At 61.2% G+C, this 17,246-nt stretch carries 17 protein-coding genes, 1 tRNA gene, 1 pseudogene and 1 riboswitch; of the genes and pseudogenes, 16 read left to right on the top strand and 3 right to left on the bottom strand.

Annotation, left to right across the window (positions count from 1 at the left end):
* Positions 1-32: 32 nt before the first annotated feature.
* On the bottom strand, positions 33-422 hold the full coding sequence (locus EPZ47_RS07220) for a hypothetical protein (protein ID WP_135844162.1): 390 nt from the start codon (positions 420-422) through the stop codon (positions 33-35).
* A gap of 305 nt (positions 423-727) precedes the next feature.
* Positions 728-829: riboswitch (guanidine-I (ykkC/yxkD leader) on the top strand.
* A 60-nt stretch (positions 830-889) separates the two neighbouring features.
* Here EPZ47_RS07220 and EPZ47_RS07210 point away from each other — a divergent pair.
* The 13 genes and pseudogenes from EPZ47_RS07210 (at position 890) to EPZ47_RS07145 (ending at position 14,654) form a co-directional block, all read left to right on the top strand.
* Positions 890-1,957 (top strand): putative urea ABC transporter substrate-binding protein, encoded by a 1,068-nt coding sequence (locus tag EPZ47_RS07210; RefSeq protein ID WP_135844161.1) that lies wholly within the window; start codon positions 890-892, stop codon positions 1,955-1,957.
* Between the two features lie 15 nt (positions 1,958-1,972).
* Positions 1,973-2,788 (top strand): ABC transporter permease, encoded by an 816-nt coding sequence (locus tag EPZ47_RS07205; protein ID WP_135844160.1) that lies wholly within the window; start codon positions 1,973-1,975, stop codon positions 2,786-2,788.
* Positions 2,785-3,573, top strand: a complete 789-nt coding sequence (locus EPZ47_RS07200; RefSeq protein WP_135844159.1) for an ABC transporter ATP-binding protein — start codon at positions 2,785-2,787, stop codon at positions 3,571-3,573. The genes EPZ47_RS07205 and EPZ47_RS07200 overlap by 4 nt, the downstream gene beginning before the upstream one ends.
* Before the next feature lie 13 nt (positions 3,574-3,586).
* On the top strand, positions 3,587-4,312 hold the full coding sequence (locus EPZ47_RS07195) for an urea amidolyase associated protein UAAP1 (RefSeq protein WP_135844158.1): 726 nt from the start codon (positions 3,587-3,589) through the stop codon (positions 4,310-4,312).
* Between the two features lie 11 nt (positions 4,313-4,323).
* A complete protein-coding gene (locus EPZ47_RS07190) occupies positions 4,324-4,965 on the top strand; it encodes an urea amidolyase associated protein UAAP2 (RefSeq protein ID WP_135844157.1) in 642 nt (213 codons plus the stop codon).
* Positions 4,966-5,269: 304 nt separating this feature from the next.
* Positions 5,270-8,911 carry an urea carboxylase gene (gene uca, locus EPZ47_RS07180; RefSeq protein WP_135844155.1) on the top strand — a complete coding sequence of 1,214 codons (3,642 nt, stop codon included), beginning with the start codon at positions 5,270-5,272 and terminating at the stop codon, positions 8,909-8,911.
* A gap of 22 nt (positions 8,912-8,933) precedes the next feature.
* Complete coding sequence (gene atzF, locus EPZ47_RS07175; protein ID WP_135844154.1) at positions 8,934-10,712, top strand: allophanate hydrolase; 1,779 nt, start codon at positions 8,934-8,936, stop codon at positions 10,710-10,712.
* 258 nt (positions 10,713-10,970) lie between these two features.
* Positions 10,971-11,582, top strand: a pseudogene (locus EPZ47_RS07170) (GGDEF domain-containing protein); the annotation flags it as partial.
* Entirely contained in the window at positions 11,575-11,793 is a 219-nt protein-coding gene (locus tag EPZ47_RS07165; protein WP_135844152.1) for a cysteine-rich CWC family protein, read from the top strand. The pseudogene EPZ47_RS07170 and the gene EPZ47_RS07165, both read left to right, overlap by 8 nt.
* Before the next feature lie 35 nt (positions 11,794-11,828).
* Positions 11,829-12,521 (top strand): pseudouridine synthase, encoded by a 693-nt coding sequence (locus tag EPZ47_RS07160; protein ID WP_135844151.1) that lies wholly within the window; start codon positions 11,829-11,831, stop codon positions 12,519-12,521.
* Positions 12,522-12,830: 309 nt separating this feature from the next.
* Complete coding sequence (locus EPZ47_RS07155; RefSeq protein WP_135844150.1) at positions 12,831-13,715, top strand: alpha/beta fold hydrolase; 885 nt, start codon at positions 12,831-12,833, stop codon at positions 13,713-13,715.
* A gap of 165 nt (positions 13,716-13,880) precedes the next feature.
* Positions 13,881-13,954, top strand: a tRNA-Gly gene (locus tag EPZ47_RS07150).
* Between the two features lie 145 nt (positions 13,955-14,099).
* The gene (locus EPZ47_RS07145; protein WP_135847960.1) at positions 14,100-14,654 is read left to right on the top strand and encodes a hypothetical protein; all 555 of its coding nucleotides are present in this window, start codon (positions 14,100-14,102) and stop codon (positions 14,652-14,654) included.
* A 23-nt stretch (positions 14,655-14,677) separates the two neighbouring features.
* Here EPZ47_RS07145 and EPZ47_RS07140 read toward each other — a convergent pair whose 3' ends face one another.
* Positions 14,678-15,157: an Lrp/AsnC family transcriptional regulator gene (locus EPZ47_RS07140; protein ID WP_135844149.1), complete on the bottom strand. Its 480-nt coding sequence runs from the start codon at positions 15,155-15,157 to the stop codon at positions 14,678-14,680.
* A gap of 145 nt (positions 15,158-15,302) precedes the next feature.
* On the opposite strand from EPZ47_RS07140, the gene EPZ47_RS07135 reads away from it, so the two are divergent.
* The 3 genes from EPZ47_RS07135 (at position 15,303) to EPZ47_RS07125 (ending at position 16,847) form a co-directional block, all read left to right on the top strand.
* Positions 15,303-15,932, top strand: coding sequence for a LysE family translocator (locus tag EPZ47_RS07135; RefSeq protein ID WP_135844148.1), 630 nt, complete (start codon positions 15,303-15,305; stop codon positions 15,930-15,932).
* Between the two features lie 287 nt (positions 15,933-16,219).
* A complete protein-coding gene (locus EPZ47_RS07130) occupies positions 16,220-16,435 on the top strand; it encodes a type II toxin-antitoxin system HicA family toxin (RefSeq protein ID WP_135844147.1) in 216 nt (71 codons plus the stop codon).
* Position 16,436: 1 nt separating this feature from the next.
* Complete coding sequence (locus tag EPZ47_RS07125; RefSeq protein ID WP_135844146.1) at positions 16,437-16,847, top strand: type II toxin-antitoxin system HicB family antitoxin; 411 nt, start codon at positions 16,437-16,439, stop codon at positions 16,845-16,847.
* A gap of 105 nt (positions 16,848-16,952) precedes the next feature.
* Here the strand turns inward: EPZ47_RS07125 and EPZ47_RS30195 are convergent, their stop codons facing one another.
* Positions 16,953-17,099, bottom strand: coding sequence for a hypothetical protein (locus EPZ47_RS30195; RefSeq protein ID WP_178084240.1), 147 nt, complete (start codon positions 17,097-17,099; stop codon positions 16,953-16,955).
* Positions 17,100-17,246 lie beyond the last annotated feature (147 nt).

Genomic DNA, 17,246 nt, shown 5'->3' with positions numbered 1-17,246 from the left:
CGCTCAATGCGCCGCTTTTTGTTGCCCAGCGATCAGCGGTGATTGCCCCGCCCGTCATGACCGCCGCGTCCTCGATGATCACGCCCACCTCGGCCACGGCGGTCGTCATTCCAGCCGCCCCGGTTATGGCCGTCCCAGCCGCCCCGATTTGGATAAGACCGGTACGCCGCTCGCGGTGGCGAGTAATAGCGTGGGCCTTGTTGGTAGTAACGCGGCGGCGAGTAATAGCGTGGCGCCGGTTGGTAATACCGCGGAGCGTAATAACCACGCGGAGCCGAATAGTAGCTCCCGCCGCCGTAATAGACTGGCGCCGGTGAGGTATAGACTTCGGAACGGTAGTAGCTCGAGTCTCCGTCGTAATAAGGCACGCATGCCGAAAGAGTCAAACCGAGAAACACAATGAGCAGCAGTCGTCGATACATGGCGGCCTCCTGGACCGCGAATGGGCCACATCAGCGACGCTGATGGGCGGCAGTCATCTATTGGGTGACTGACGATTAATCTGACAGCGAAATCGGAATCTGGTGCGCCCCGGCAACAACTGGAAACATGTCGCTCGTCGCCCTCTTCCGGTGCGCGATGGCACCACAAGCAAGCACAAATCCACGCTCAATCATCCCTCCCCTGCCCCCACCCTCTCTGGCCCGGGCCTTCGGCGGACTTGGCACGGCTCTCGCTTTAAAAAACCTCGTGCAGGAGTCATCACAGGTTCGCGGCACCACAATTTGCAATGGCTGACTAGGGTTCCGGCTCGCCTCTGGCGAGTGACTGGTCCGAGAGTTGGCGACCTCCAGTTGAGGTTACACGGCGGGACAAAAGCCCGGGAGACAAGCCACCGTTCGCGGTGCCGCGTTGCTCCTGTCCGCCCTTGATCAACTGGAGAACCACCATGCTCAAGCTTCGTCTGTCGTCCCTGCTCATCGCCGCCTTTTCGGCCCTGGTGAGCCTTTCCTCCCCCGCGGCGCAAAAAGACCACTTCAGCGTCTGCTGGACCATTTACGCCGGCTGGATGCCCTGGGAATACGCTGGCAGCCAAGGCATCGTCGACAAGTGGGCGAAGAAGTACGGCATCAAGATCGACGTCGTGCAGCTCAATGATTACGTCGAATCCATCAACCAGTACACCGCCGGTCAGTTCGACGGCTGCACCATGACCAACATGGACGCCCTGACCATTCCCGCCGCCGGTGGCGTGGACAGCACCGCGCTGATCGTCAGCGATTTCTCCAACGGCAACGACGGTATCGTCCTCAAGGGCGCTGGCAAGAAAGTCGCTGATCTCAAGGGCATGGACGTCAACCTGGTGGAACTGTCGGTCTCCCACTACCTGCTGGCCCGCGCCCTGGATTCGGTTGGCCTCACCGAGAAAGACCTGAAAGTCGTCAACACGTCCGACGCCGACATCTCCGCCGCCTTCAACACTGATCAGGTCAAGGCCGTCACCACTTGGAACCCGATGCTCTCGGACATCAAGGCCCAGCCCGGCGTGAGCGAAGTGTTCAATTCCAGCCAAGTACCCGGCGAGATCATGGACATGATGGTGGTCAACACCCAGACCCTGCAGGACAACCCGGCCCTGGGCAAAGCGTTGACCGGCGCCTGGTTTGAAGTGGTGGCGCTGATGAACGCGAACAACGCCGCCAGCAAGACGGCACTGGAACACATGGCCAAAGCCTCAGGCACCGACTTGGCCGGCTTCCAGGCGCAACTGGACACCACCAAGCTGTTCGCCACACCCAAGGAAGCCCTGAGCTTCGCCACCAGCCAGCAACTGCCCGCAACCATGGGCAAGGTGGCCGAGTTCTCGTTCCAGCACGGCTTGCTGGGCGAAGGTGCCAAGAATACCGACGCGGTCGGCATGGCGTTCGCCAATGGCGTGACCCGCGGCGACAAGGCCAACCTCAAGCTGCGCTTTGACCCGACCTACGTGCAGTTGGCCGCCGACGCCAAGCTGTAAACCGGAGGAGCTGGCATGCGCCTGATCAACCGCTACCCGGATCGTCCCAGCCGCTTGTTGCTGGTGATCCTGCCCTTCGCGCTGGTGTTGTTCGCCTACTTCATGGGCTCGGCCGAACGGTTGACGGACAACCCTAACGACAAGCTGCTGCCCAGCGCCGTGCAAATGGCCGACGCGGTGAAACGCCTGGCCTTCACGGCTGATGCCCGCAGCGGCGATTACCTGCTCTGGCAAGACACCGCGTCGAGCCTGCGGCGACTGGCCATCGGCCTGGGCATCAGTGCCCTCGCCGGGCTGTGCCTGGGCATTGCCGCCGGCACGCTACCGTTGTTCGGCGCGCCGTTATCGCCGTTGCTCACGGTGGTATCGATGGTGCCACCGCTGGCGATCCTGCCGATCCTGTTCATCGTCTTTGGCCTGGGGGAATTGTCGAAAGTCATGCTGATCGTCATTGGCATCACACCGTGCCTGGCCCGGGATCTGGAACAGCGCGCCCGGGAAATCCCGGTCGAGCTGCTGATCAAGGCCCAGACCCTCGGCGCTTCGACCTGGACGCTGATGCTACGGGTGGTGCTGCCGCAATTGCTGCCGCGCCTGTTGATTTCCCTGCGGCTGATGCTGGGGTCGGCCTGGCTGTTTCTGATTGCCGCCGAAGCCATCGCCTCCACCGATGGGCTGGGCTATCGGATTTTCCTGGTGCGGCGTTACCTGGCGATGGACGTGATCTTGCCGTACGTGGTGTGGATCACCCTGCTCGCCTGGCTGATGGATTGGGGCCTCAAGCGCCTGACCCGGCAAGCGTTCCCCTGGTACGAGGGGGCGAAGGCATGAGCTTCATTACCGTGAACAACGTCTGGCAACAGTATGGCGATCAGGTGGTGCTTGAGCGCTTGAACCTGAGCGTCGCCGAGGGCGAATTCTGCACACTCGTGGGCGCGTCCGGTTGCGGCAAGTCGACCTTCCTGCGATTGCTGCTGGGCCAGGAACGCGCCAGTCGCGGGCAGATTCTCCTGGACGGCCAACCCTTGGCCGGTGAGCCGGATGCCAGTCGGGGCGTGGTGTTCCAGCGCTATTCGGTATTCCCGCACCTGACCGTGCTGGACAACGTGGCCCTGGGCCTGGAACTGCCGCGCTCGCCGCTGCTGGGCCGGCTGTTCGGCAGCGCCAAACGCCAGGTCCGCGAAGAAGCCGCGCACCTGCTGGGCAAGGTCGGCCTCGGCCACGCGCGGGACAAATACCCAGCGCAACTGTCCGGCGGCATGCAACAACGGCTGGCCATCGCCCAGGCACTGATCATGAAGCCGCGTGTCCTGCTGCTGGACGAGCCCTTCGGTGCCCTCGATCCGGGCATTCGCAAAGACATGCACGCCTTGTTGCTGGAGCTGTGGCGCGAAACCCGGCTGACAGTGTTCATGGTCACCCATGACCTGTCCGAAGGTTTCAGCCTCGGCACGCGCCTGTTGGTGTTCGACAAAGTCCGTGTCGACCCGCACGCCCCCGGCGCCTATGGCGCGCGCATCACCTATGACATTCCACTGAACAGCGACCGGCGCACCGACCGGGCCGCCGTCGACGCCCTGCCCGCCGAACTGGCCGGCACGTTGCGTAGCGCTTGAAAGGAGTTTTCCCATGACCGATTCGATCCCGTTGTTTCCCCCCTTCGCCGAAGAGCTGCTGCCCGGTGGCGGCCACCGTTCCTTTGTGCTCAAGCGCGGCCAACTGCTGCGCCTGACCGACCTGCGCGGCGGTGCCAACGTGAGCCTGACGCTACTCAACGCCAACGAAAAAACCGAACGCCTGAACCTGCCCGACAGCCTCAAATGCCAACACACCGCCAAACTCACCGCCGGCCATTGTTTGTACTCGGACATGGGTCGGGTACTGGCGGCGATTACCGCCGACACCTGCGGTTGGAGCGATAGCCTGGGCGGCGTGCTCTGCGCCGAGGAAGTCGCGCAGAAATACGGTCAGGGCCGCTACCAGGAGCTGCGCAACGGCTTCTTTCGCAATGGCACCGACAACCTGCTGGTGGAGCTGGGCAAATGGGGCTTGGGCCTGTCCGACCTGCTGATGACCCTCAACCTGTTCAGCCGGGTCAATGTCGATGAGGCCGGAGGTTTTCACTTCGTTGAAGGCCATTCCAAGGCCGGCGATTACATCGAGTTGTACGCGCCGATGGACACCCTGGTGGTGCTGACTGCGCTGCAACACCCGATGGACCCGAACCCGCAATACGCCCCGCAACCGCTCAAGCTCAGTTGGATGAATGCTGACCCCAGCGTCGCCGAGCACTGCCGCCAGTCGCGCCCGGAAAACCAGCGCGGTTTCATCAACACCGACCGTCTGTTCGCCTGAGGATCGCTGCCATGTCACTCGCCATCGCCACCGTACAAAAGCAGCCTGACACCGCTATCTATCGCGCCACCATTCCCGCCGGGGAACCCTGGCTGGTGGAGGTCAAGGCTGGCCAGACCCTGCGCATCCTCGACCTGGAGGGCAACCAGGCGGTCGACACGCTGTTCTACAGCCTGGCCAACCCCAAGGAACGCTACGACGTGCAGCGCACGCTGCGCCGGCAGAACAGCGTTTACCTGAGCACCGGCAGCGTCCTGTACTCCAACCTAGGCCAGCCGATGCTGACCATCGTCGAAGACACCTGCGGGCGCCACGACACCCTCGGCGGCGCCTGCGCCCAGGAAAGCAACACCGTGCGCTACGCCCTGGAAAAACGCTACATGCACAGCTGTCGCGACAACTACCTGCGGGCCTGCGCCCATGACGGTCGCCTGGGCAAGGGCGATATCGGACCGAACATCAACTTCTTCATGAACGTGCCGGTCACTGCCGACGGCGGCCTGACATTCGAAGACGGGATCTCGGCGCCGGGCAAATACGTCGACCTGCGGGCCGAGATGGACGTGATCGTCCTGATCTCCAACTGCCCGCAACTGAACAACCCATGCAATGCCTACAACCCCACACCTGCGGAGCTTTTGATATGGAACTGAAACTCAGCCGCCTGCGGCGCTGGTTGTTTGCGTTGTGCCAGAGCCGGTCGGGGCAGTGCATTAAATAGCGTTACCAGACACCCACGATCCAATGTAGGAGCGGGCTTGCTCGCGAAAGCGGTCCGACAGTGACATAGATGTTGACTGACACACCACTTTCGCGAGCAAGCCCGCTCCCACAGGGTTCAGCGGTGTTTTGAAGTTGATTATTTCGCCACCAGGGACGACCCCGGCGGCCATCGAAAACTGCGGGACGGCCCGCATCCCGGTTCAGGCAGCCATGCATGCCTGAGGGGGTTATGCCATGTTCGAAAAAGTCCTGATCGCCAACCGTGGCGCCATCGCCTGCCGCATCCTGCGGACCCTGCGTGAACTGAAGGTCGAAGGTGTGGCGGTGTATGCCCAGGCCGATGCCGCCAGCTTGCATATCCTGCAAGCCGACCAAGCCCATTGCCTGGGCGAAGGCGCGGCGGCCGCCACTTACCTGGCGGTAGACAAGCTCCTGGCGATCGCCAAAAGCAGCGGCGCGACGGCGATCCATCCCGGCTACGGTTTTCTCTCGGAAAACGCAGCCTTCGCCGAAGCCTGCGAAGCCGCAAATATCGCGTTCATCGGCCCGACGCCGGAGCAACTGCGTGTGTTCGGCCTCAAGCACACCGCCCGCGACCTGGCACGCCGACACGGCGTGCCGCTGCTCGAAGGCACCGAACTGCTCGACAGCCTCGACGCCGCGCTGCTGGCGGGGACGCAGGTTGGCTATCCGGTGATGCTCAAAAGTACCGCCGGTGGCGGCGGCATCGGCATGCGCGTGTGTCGCAGTGCCGCCGAGCTGAGTGAATCCTTCGAAACGGTGAGGCGCCTGGGCCAGAACAACTTCAGCGATGCTGGGGTGTTCATCGAGAAGTACATCGAACGCGCGCGGCACCTCGAGGTGCAGGTGTTCGGCGACGGCCAGGGACAAGTGATCGCCTTGGGCGTGCGCGACTGCTCGGTGCAGCGGCGCAATCAGAAAGTCCTCGAGGAAACCCCGGCGCCGAACCTGCCCGAAGGCATGGCTGACGAACTCTGTGCGGCGGCGATCCAACTGGCCAAGGCGGTGAACTACCGCAGCGCCGGCACCGTGGAATTCGTGTTCGACAGCGATGCCGGACGCTTCTATTTCCTGGAGGTGAACACCCGACTGCAAGTCGAGCATGGCGTCACCGAGCAAGTATGGGGCGTGGATCTGGTGCGCTGGATGGTGCAACTGGCCGCCGGCGACCTGCCGCCACTTTGCGAGTTACGCCAGGGTTTGAAAGCCGAGGGCCATGCGATTCAGGCACGTTTGTATGCCGAGGATCCGGGCCGGGATTTCCAGCCTAGCCCAGGGCTGCTGACCACCGTGCAGTTCCCGCAATGCGATGGCAAACAACTGCGCATCGACACCTGGGTCGAGGCCGGTTGCCAGATCCCGCCTTACTTCGATCCGATGATCGCCAAAGTCATTCGTTGGGCCCCCACCCGCGAGCAGGCACGCCTGGGCTTGTATCAAGCGCTGGATGAAAGCCTGCTGTACGGCGTGGAAACCAATCGCCAATACCTGCAACAGATCCTCCTCGATGCACCGTTTGCCAACGGCCAGCCCTGGACCCGCTGCCTGGAGGCGCTGGTCTATCGCGCCAACACCTTTGAAGTGCTCAGCCCCGGTACCCAGACCAGCATCCAGGACTATCCCGGTCGCCTCGGCTATTGGGCGGTGGGTGTGCCGCCGTCGGGACCGATGGACAGCCGTTCGCTGCGCCTGGGCAATCGCCTGCTGGGTAATGAAGAAGGTGCGGCGGCGTTGGAGATCACCATGAGCGGGCCGCTGCTGCGCTTCAACTGCCCTGCCCGGGTGGCCGTGACCGGTGCGGTGATTGCGCTGACCCTCGACGGTGAAGCCGTACCGATGAACACCGTGTTGTCGATTGGGGCCGGCACCACCCTGGCAATGGGCACCATCGCTGGGGCCGGGGCGCGCAGTTACCTGTGCCTGCAAGGCGGCGTGCAAGTGCCGGATTACCTGGGCAGTAAAAGCACGTTCACCCTCGGCCAGTTCGGCGGTCATGGCGGACGGGCGTTGTGCACGGGCGACGTGTTGCACCTCAAGCCACTGGATGAGCACACGGCGCTGCCGCAAACGAGCGTGCCGGTTCTTGAGTTGCCGAGCGTGCGGCAGATTCGTGTGATCTATGGCCCTCACGGCGCGCCGGAATACTTCACCGAGTGCTACATCCAGACCTTCTTCGACACGGCGTGGGAAGTGCATTTCAACTCCAGCCGTACCGGCGTGCGCCTGATCGGACCGAAACCCGAATGGGTACGCGCCGACGGTGGCGAGGCCGGCCTGCATCCTTCCAACATCCATGACAATCCCTACGCCATCGGTGCCGTGGACTTTACCGGCGACATGCCCGTCATCCTCGGCCCCGACGGCCCGAGCCTGGGCGGCTTCGTTTGCCCGGTGACGGTGATCGAGGCGGACCTCTGGCAACTGGGGCAACTCAAGGCGGGGGACAAGGTGCGGTTTGTGCCGGTGGATGTATCGACCGCCCGATCTCTGGCCTTGAAATGGGATCAATGTGGGAGCGGGCTTGCTCGCGAAAGCGGTCTGTCAGTTACATCAATATTGGATGTCCCGCCGCTATCGCGAGCAAGCTCGCTCCCACAGGGGATTTCGTCGCCTGTGGTATTGGATATCGGGCGGGACGATACCCGCCTGGTGGCGAGATTGTCCGGCGACACCCATCTACTGCTGGAAATCGGCGCCCCCGAACTGGACCTCGTGCTGCGCTTTCGCGCCCATGCCTTGATGCAGGCTTTGGAACACAAACAATTGCACGGTGTGATCGACCTCACCCCGGGCATTCGCTCACTGCAAGTGCACTATCAACCCGAGCAACTGCCCCTGGCCGATCTCCTGGCCATTGTCGCCGGGGAATGGGACGCGGTGTGCGCCGCACAGGACCTGCAAGTGCCGTCGCGCATCGTCCACCTGCCGCTGTCCTGGGACGATCCGGCTTGCCAGCTGGCGATCGAGAAATACATGACCACGGTGCGCAAGGACGCGCCCTGGTGCCCAAGCAACCTGGAGTTCATCCGACGCATCAACGACCTGCCCAACCTCGACGAAGTGCAACGCACCGTGTTCGACGCCAGCTACCTGGTGATGGGCCTGGGGGACGTCTACCTCGGCGCGCCGGTCGCCACGCCGCTGGACCCACGGCATCGGCTGGTGACCACCAAATACAACCCGGCCCGCACCTGGACTGCGGAAAACTCGGTGGGCATCGGCGGCGCCTATATGTGCGTGTACGGCATGGAGGGTCCGGGGGGTTATCAGTTCGTCGGACGCACGTTGCAGATGTGGAACCGGTATCGGGACGTTGCCGCATTTGACGGCAAGCCCTGGCTGCTGCGGTTCTTCGACCAGATTCGTTTCTACCCGGTCAGTGCCGATGAACTGCTGCGCATTCGCCGGGATTTTCCCCTGGGCCGCTTCGACCTGAACATCGAACACAGCCAGCTCAACCTCGCTGATTACCAGCGTTTTCTGGCGCAGGAGGCCGACAGCATCGCCGCGTTCCGACAGCAGCAACAAGGCGCTTTCAACGCCGAGCGCGAGCGTTGGATCGCCAGTGGCCAGGCGCACTTCGACAGCGAAGAACCTGCCCCCGCGCCGGACGAAAACGCGCTACTGAGCGAGGATCAAATGAGCGTCGACAGCCACATCGCCGGCAACCTCTGGCAGGTGCAGGTGGAAGTGGGCGCCCGGGTCGCCGTCGGTGATGTGCTGGTGATTCTGGAGTCGATGAAGATGGAAATCCCGGTGCTGGCGCCCGTGGCCGGGGTGGTGCGCGAAGTTCGCGTCCAGCCAGGTTCAGCGGTGCGCGCCGGACAGCGCGTCGTGGTGCTGGAACGTGACTGAACTCAATCAAAGGATTAACACCATGAACCTCTCTCTACGTTTGGACGATCTGCGCAACGCCTACCGCAGCGGCGAACTGACGCCTCGCCAAGTGCTGTCGAGCCTGCGGGAAAAAGCCGCCGCGCTGAATCCGGACTATCACCTGTTCATCCACCTGCTGACGCTTGAGGAACTCGAACCCTTCCTGGCCACACTGGAAGGCCGCGACCTGGAAAGCCTGCCACTGTACGGCGTGCCCTTCGCGATCAAGGACAACATTGATCTGGCCGGCATTGCCACCACTGCCGCGTGTCCGGCGTTTGCCTACGTGCCGCAACGTTCGGCCACCATCGTCGAGCAGTTATTGGCGCTGGGCGCGATTCCGCTGGGCAAGACCAACCTCGACCAGTTCGCCACCGGACTCAATGGCACCCGCTCGCCCTACGGCGCCTGCCGCAACAGCGTACTGTCCGACTATCCGGCGGGCGGTTCGAGCGCCGGCTCGTCACTGGCGGTGGCCCTGGGCGTGGCAAGTTTTGCCTTGGGTACCGACACCGCCGGTTCCGGTCGGGTACCTGCGGCACTGAACAATCTGCTGGGGTTGAAAGCCACCAAGGGCTTGATCTCCACGGCCGGCGTAGTACCGGCCTGTCGCACGCTGGACTGCGTCACGACCTTCACCGCAACGGCGCGGGAAGCCAGCCAGTTACTGGCGCTGACGGCTCGTCTCGACCCCCGCGACGAATACAGCCGCAGCAATCCGCTGTGGAACGACGGCTCAGCATTCGGCGCGCCGCGACGCTTTCGCTTCGGCGTGCCTCGCCCCCAGGACCTGGCCTTTTTCGGCTGCGACGAAGGTCCGCAACTGTTTCTGGACGCCATCGAGCGGCTCGAACGCATAGGTGGCGAAGCGGTGGAACTGGACTTGTCGCCGTTCCTGGAAGCCGCACGCCTGCTATATGAAGGGCCTTGGGTCGCCGAGCGCTACAGCGTCGCCGGCCAATTGATGGAGCGCGAGCCTGACGCCGTATTACCAGTGATCCGCGCCGTATTGGCGAAAGCACCTACCGTGGATGGCGTACAGACCTTCCGCGCCCAGTACCGTTTGCAAGCACTCAAAGCCCAATGCGACCGCGTCATGGAAACCCTCGATTGCGTCCTCACGCCGACCATCGGCCGTCCGGTGACCCTCGCCGAGCTGGCCGCCGAACCGGTGTTGCGCAATTCCGAGCTGGGTTACTACACCAATTTCATGAACCTGCTGGACTATGCCGCCGTCGCCGTCCCCAGCGCGTTCATGGCCAACGGCCTGCCTTGGGGCGTGACGCTGTTCGGTCGAGCCTTCACTGATCAATACCTGCTCGGCGTGGCCGATGCCTTGCAGCGCCAGCAGGATCCGGCGTTGCCAACGCCAACCAACCCGGCACGCCACGACCGGGCACGACTGGTGGTGTGCGGGGCGCACCTGGACGGATTGGCGCTTAACTGGCAGCTCAAGCAACGCGGTGCCCACCTGGTCGAAGCCACCCGCAGTTCACCCGATTACCGCCTCTATGCCCTGGCCGGCGGCCCACCCTTGCGCCCCGGCATGCTTCGGGTCAGTGAAGGTGGCGTGGCGATTGAGGTCGAGGTCTGGGAAATGCCGAGCAGCGAACTGGGTTCGTTCCTGACCGGCATCCCCGCGCCGTTGGGGCTGGGCAAGGTGCAACTGGCCGATGGCCGTTGGGAAAGCGGATTCATTTGCGAGGCGTATGGCTTGGAGGGCGCGCAGGAGATCAGCCATTTGGGGGGATGGCGGGCTTACCTGCAAAGCCTTAAGTAGTTGTGAACCTGTGGCGAGGGAGCTTGCTCCTTCGCCACAGTGCTATAAACCCTGCAAATCCGAGCATCTTTTCCTACAAGGCCACTAAACTGATTTCATTGGGTCTGCGCCAAGGAAATCGCCATGTCGCTCCGTTCGCCGTTGTATTCCCAGCGTAAGCCGCTCCTGCTCGTAGTGCTGCTGCTCGGTGCAGGCTTTCTGATCATTTCATTGTTGGGCTACCAGGCTGCCCATACCTCGGTACGGGACCACACTCTCAAGACGCTGTACCTGAACCTGCTGATCGGCCTGCTCGTGACACTGGCCGTGTTGGCAATCCTTTATCAACTGATCAACAGCTATCAACGCCGCATCGACGCCCAGACCATCCTCGACAGCCTGACCGAACTGCCGAACCGCCGAGGCTTCGACCTGCTGGCGGTGCAAGCCCTGCACGAAGCCCAGCGCGAACCCAAACCCTTGACCGCGCTGTTGCTGGAGCTGGACGACTTCAAGCGGCTGGACGCCAACCACGGTCACATCGCCACTGATCAACTACTGACCGGGGTAGCGCGCGATCTGACTGAAAGCCTGCGGCAGTCGGACATCGTGTGTCGCTGGAGTGCCGATACCTTTGTCGTACTGCTCAAGGACACCGATGGGCAGACCGGTCTGAAAATCGCTGAGAAAGTTCGCCAGCACATCGAAAACCAACGCTATTTCTGCAGTGGGAAACAATTACGGGTGACCGTCAGCATCGGCCTCACCACCTTGCAGGACGAAGACGTCTTGCACAGTCTGCTGTTGCGGACCGATCATGCGCTGCAACGCGCCCGGCAGACCGGGTGCAACCGAACCTGCGTGGAACTGCCTCACTCCAGTTATGAATAAACCCGACCTGTGCCCGGCCTGCGGCGCCACCAATGACTGCACCCTGGCCGACCCGCGAACCGTCGACCGCACCTGCTGGTGCTACAGCGTGAGCATCGACCCGGCCGTGCTTGAAGCGTTGCCGGCCGAACAGCGAGATCAATCCTGTTTATGTCCGCGCTGCGCCCAGGTACTGGAGCAGTTGCAAGCCAAGGGACTGCCGATTGGATAAGATGCGCGTCCCTTTTTCTCTTGCCCTGCCCGCCCATGCGCGTTGACCGCTTCCTCAGTAATCTGCCGTGTTTCAACCGCCAACAGGTCCGCCTGCTGCTGGTGGAGCGTCGCGTGCGGATCGACGGCCAGACCGTCGACGATCCCCATGCACAAGTGCGTGAGTTCAGTCGGGTTGAAGTCGATGAGCAGGTGCTGCAAGCGGGCCGCCCAGCGCGCTACTTCATGCTGCACAAGCCGCCCGGCTGTGTCAGCGCCACCCGCGATCCGCAGCACCCCACCGTGCTCGACTTACTGGACGAACCGGACAAGGACGACCTGCACATCGCCGGGCGCCTGGACTTCAACACCACAGGGCTGATGCTGATCACCAATGACGGAAGCTGGTCGCGGCGCCTGACCCAACCCCAGACCAAACTGCCCAAGGTCTATTACGTCGAGACCGAGCAAACCATCACCGCCGAATATGCCGTCACCTTCGCTCGCGGCCTGTACTTCGCTTTCGAAGACCTCACCACCCAACCAGCGGAGCTAACACTGCTGGGGCCAAAATCGGCGCGCCTGAGCATCGTTGAAGGGCGCTATCACCAGGTCAAACGCATGTTCGGCCACTTCGATAACAAGGTGTTGCGCCTGCACCGTGAGCGCATGGGGCCACTGACGCTGGACGCCCATCTCGAGCCAGGCCAGTACCGCGCCTTGAGCCCCGGGGAAGTCCATCTCATTTGAACCCGCTACCGCTGGGCAGAAGTGTCGAACAATTTTCCAATCGGTACTTGCGCAACAGTCGCCCCCCTGCTTGAATCAAACCGTCGGCCGAAATGTGACCGATGAGTCACAACATACTTCCAAGAAACCTTTTGCCGGTTGGAATCCTCAGGTTCCGCCTTGCTCCTCCGGCAAACTGCCCGCCTATAACAACACCCGTCGACCATTGTTCGGATCGACATGGGCCATATCTTTCAGGCGTATGCCTACCTGTCACATTGCCCGTGCAATCTTATTGCGCGCATACCCGCTTGCCAGGAGTCTTATGACATGAGGCCAGAAATCGCTGTGCTGGATATACAGGGTCAGTATCGGGTTTACACGGAGTTCTATCGCGCAGACGCCGCACAAAAGACCATTATTCTGGTCAACGGCTCGATGGCCACCACTGCGTCGTTTGCACAGACCGCCAAAAACCTCTACCCGCAATTCAATGTCGTGCTGTACGACCAGCCCTACGCGGGCAAGTCCAAGGCCCACAACCGACATGAGCAAATGCTGACGAAAGAGATCGAAGGCCAGATCCTTCTGGAACTGATCGACCACTTCGCCGCCGAGCATGTGCTGTCCTTTTCCTGGGGTGGCGCCGCCACGCTGACTGCATTGGCGCAGCGCCCACGGCGCATCGAAAAAGCGGTGATCAGCTCATTCTCGCCGGTGCTCAATGCGCCGATGCGCGACTACCTGGAGCGCGGCGTGGATTACCTCGGCTGCCTGGACGGCGACCGTGTCGGGCACCTGGTCAACAGCACGATTGGCAAACACCTGCCGCCGCTGTTCAAGCGCTTCAACTATCGCCACGTCAGCAGCCTGGCCGAGCATGAATACGGGCAGATGCATTTCCACATCAGCGACGTGCTCCACAGCGATCGGTTGTGCTACGTCAACGCAGCGAAAAAAATCAACGTCCCGGTATTGTTCCTGAACGGCGAATGGGACGAATACACCGCGGCCGACGACGCGAGGCTTTTTGCCGATCACGTGCAGCACAGCAGCTTCAGCACACTGCAAGCCACCGGACACTTCCTGGACATGGAGCACAAAGCCGCCTGCCGGGACAGCCGCAACGCCTTGCTGGACTTCCTCAAACCGGCTCGCCACGAAAGCCGACCGCGCTATAGCTACGTGCAGGGCTACCATGCACCGGCTATCTGAAACCGAGTCCTCGCGAGCAAGCCCCACCCTGCGCTTTTTTGGCTACGGGGGCTTGCCCGCGAACGACCGCTCTGGTTTGAGGCTTGCGTAGACGACTGACCTCGTCGTGCGTAAAGAAAAACTTCAAATCCGTGCCCACATCTGGTACAAAGTCAGCCGCTCTGAGCGGGTGTCGTATAATGGCATTACTCCAGCTTCCCAAGCTGATAACGAGGGTTCGATTCCCTTCACCCGCTCCAATCGAATTCTGCTCTCACGTCGTGTGGTTTTGACGAGGGACGTAAAAAACCGGCTCTTGGTGGCCGGTTTTTTTTGGTCTGGAATTTGTGGATGTTGCGCCCTAATGTAATGGCCACCTCGAGTAAAGATGAAGGGAAGCAAGGGATGCGCCTTATTGATTCACATCTCCCTACGTACCAGTTCAGTGAGCAGCATTCAGTGGACGTTCCCGTAGCCCCTTCCCGTGCGATGGCGTATGTCCTCGCTCATCGTCCTGAAGACGACCGCTTTTTTCGATATGCAATCAAGCTCCGCGAGCTCCCGATGCGCCTGCTGGGCCGGCCTTGGCGCGAAGGGGCTGATCGGCCCGCTTCGTTCGGCCTGGATAACTTCACGTTGCTGCAGCGCGATGACGATACGGAAGTTGTTTACGGACTCGCCGGCAAGCTTTGGAAAGCTGACTACGGCCAAGTCCCTGTAGCGGATGCCGAGGCGTTCCGGGTATTCGATGAGCCGGGCTGTGTGAAGCTGGTGATTGGTTTCACCTGCCAGTTGTTGCGGCCGGGCTTGACGAGAGTCACCACGCAGACGCGGGTGCATTGCCTCGATGCTGATGCGCTACGAAGTTTTACTTCGTACTGGTACCTGATTCGACCGGTCAGTGGGCTTATTCGCCGTCGCATGTTGAAGGCGATTGCGCGACGTTGCGCGAATGAATAGGTGCTGACGGCACACCCGAAATATCAACCGCCCCCCGGCAAATGCCCCAACGGCAACGCCCCCGGCGTCTTCACCGTATGAATCGCAAAGTTGCTCCGGATATCACTCACCCCCGGCAACTTCAGCAGCCGCCCAGTGAGAAAACGGTCGTAAGCCCGCAAGTCCGGCACCACCACTTGCAACAGAAAATCCGATTCGCCTGACACCAGAAACGCCGAAATCACTTCCGGCAATGCCGTGACGGCCTGGCGAAAGGCTTCGGCTTGTTCGTCGTTGTGCCGCTCAACCTTCACGCCGACAAAAACTGTTAATCCAAGCCCCACTTCGTCGCGGTCGAGATTGGCTTGGTAACCACGAATCACACCGGCTTCTTCAAGCATCCGCACACGGCGCAAGCAGGGCGACGGGGACAGGCCGATTTCTTCGGCCAGTTGCACATTGCTCAGGCGGCCATCGCGTTGCAGCGCGGCGAGGATTTTTCGGTCGAAGGCGTCCAATTTCATGAATTGGCAGTTCCCAATTGAATAGTGCGAATAACTGGCAGGTTATGCCAATTAATGAAGCTTTAGAAGCTGACTTCGCAACCACCTGCCCCGCCCGTCAGCCATAGACTTGATGCTTGAGAAGCATCGATGAAGGGGGTGTCGCATGGCAGAGCTCTGGTTGTTTCTGATGGCCTTGATGGTGGTGTACGTGTTGCCAGGGCCGGACATGATTCTGCTGCTGCAAACCGGTGCCCGTCAGGGCAAGGGCGCGGCGCTGGCGACGGCGGTGGGCCTGGGGATTGCTCGTGGATGTCATGTTGCATTGGCGGCGCTGGGACTTTCGGCCTTGTTCAAGACGGCGCCATGGACTTTCGATGTCGTGCGCCTGACCGGGGCTGCCTACTTGTTATGGATCGGTTTTCAATGCCTGCGGACCACGTTGTTGCCAAGTTTTGAAGGCGCCGCTGTCGAGGCCAGAAAGCGACACTGGTACCTGGCGATTCGGCGTGGGCTGCTGACGAATCTGCTCAATCCCAAGGCCTTGTTGTTTTGCTCGGTGTTGTTGCCGCAATTCATCGATCCACAGGGCGGGCCGGTGCTGGGGCAGTTTGCGACCCTGGGCGTGATGTTGGTCAGCGTCGGTTTCTTGTTTGATAGCGCCTACGCGCTGGTAGGTGTGGCGCTCGGGCGCTGGCTCCAGCGCTCCCCTTCGGCCCAGCGCTTGCAGCAGTGGCTGTTTGGGAGTCTTTTGATTGGGTTTGCGGTGCGACTGACGTTTGTGCAGCAGTCGTAGAGTTCGCTGCTGGGACTCATGCTTGAGAACGAAAGCAAACCGAGCCGAAAATCCAGGGCGGCTACGCACCCCAGCGGGAGAAAGCGCCCTCGCCACGGGTGCAATCCTCCGCTCATCACATCCAGAAATAAACCCAACCCACCTCACCTCCGCCCTTGTGCAACACGGCCTCTAGACTTCGTAGCAATGACTGCACTTACCTACCGATATCGCCTTCGGTGGTTATAGTGTTGATCATTTAATTTCAGTAGGTATAGTACCTACCAATCACACCACACGGAGGTGATGTGAATAGCCGATTTCTGATAAGCCAAATTATTGCGGACGGTGGGTATCTGGTGCGGGTTCGGGGCAGTCACCATCACTTCAAGCATCCGACCAAGCCGGGGCTGGTGACGGTACCCCATCCAAAGAAGGACCTGCTCAAAAAAACGGCCATCAGTATTTTGCAACAGGCGCTGCTTCAGACGGCCAGTTGCGCTACGTCTGCGGAGGACGATTGAAATGCTTTACCCGATTGCGATTTCCATGGGCGATGACAAGCACGCCTGGGGTGTTGAGGTGCCGGATATTCCCGGCTGTTTTTCCGCTGGCGACGACCTGGACGAGGCCATGGCGATGGCACGTGAGGCCATTGAGGGGCACTTCGAGATTCTGGCTGAAGACGGTTCGCCGATTCCGTCGGCCAATACCGTCACCTTGCATGCAGCCAATCCAAAATATGCCGGCTGCACTTGGGCGCTGGTGGACATTGATGTGACCAAGTACCTGGGCAAGGCGCAGAAGCTCAACATCACTTTGCCTGGCTACCTGCTCAATCGTATTGATGAATATGTGTTGCACCATCCTGAGGAAAAAAGCCGCTCAGGTTTTCTGGCTTCGGCGGCGCTGAAAGTGCTGCAGCAGGGGCGCTGAAAAATAGCAGGTTGAAATACAGAACCTGCTTGCGATAGCGGTAGACCCGCCAATATCAATGTTGCCGATCTGACGCCATCGCGAGCAGGCTCGCTCTCACCAGGGTTATTTTTTCTCCGAACCGGACTCTTTCATCTGTATCGAAGACTTGGTGCCATCGGTGTTGTCCTTGGTCTCATTGCCCGAGTTGTCGAAGCAGCCCTGCAGGGCGAACAGGCAACAGGCAAGGCAGAAGGTGCGGGTGGCGTTCATGGTGTACTCCGGTTGAGGTCTTTAAGGAGTGACCCTTGGACATGGCAAATGTTGCGACGGTCTTCTGGCAGGGCGATAGACGTTCGCCTAAAGACCGCCACCCAACATAAGCAGAATTTTCATCACGTCGTTGCTGTCTCACCAGAC

The organism is Pseudomonas viciae (assembly GCF_004786035.1).
Taxonomy (GTDB): Bacteria; Pseudomonadota; Gammaproteobacteria; order Pseudomonadales; family Pseudomonadaceae; genus Aquipseudomonas; species Aquipseudomonas viciae.
Note: the sequence above shows the minus strand (reverse complement) of the source record. Positions and strands in the feature narration are given on the sequence as shown.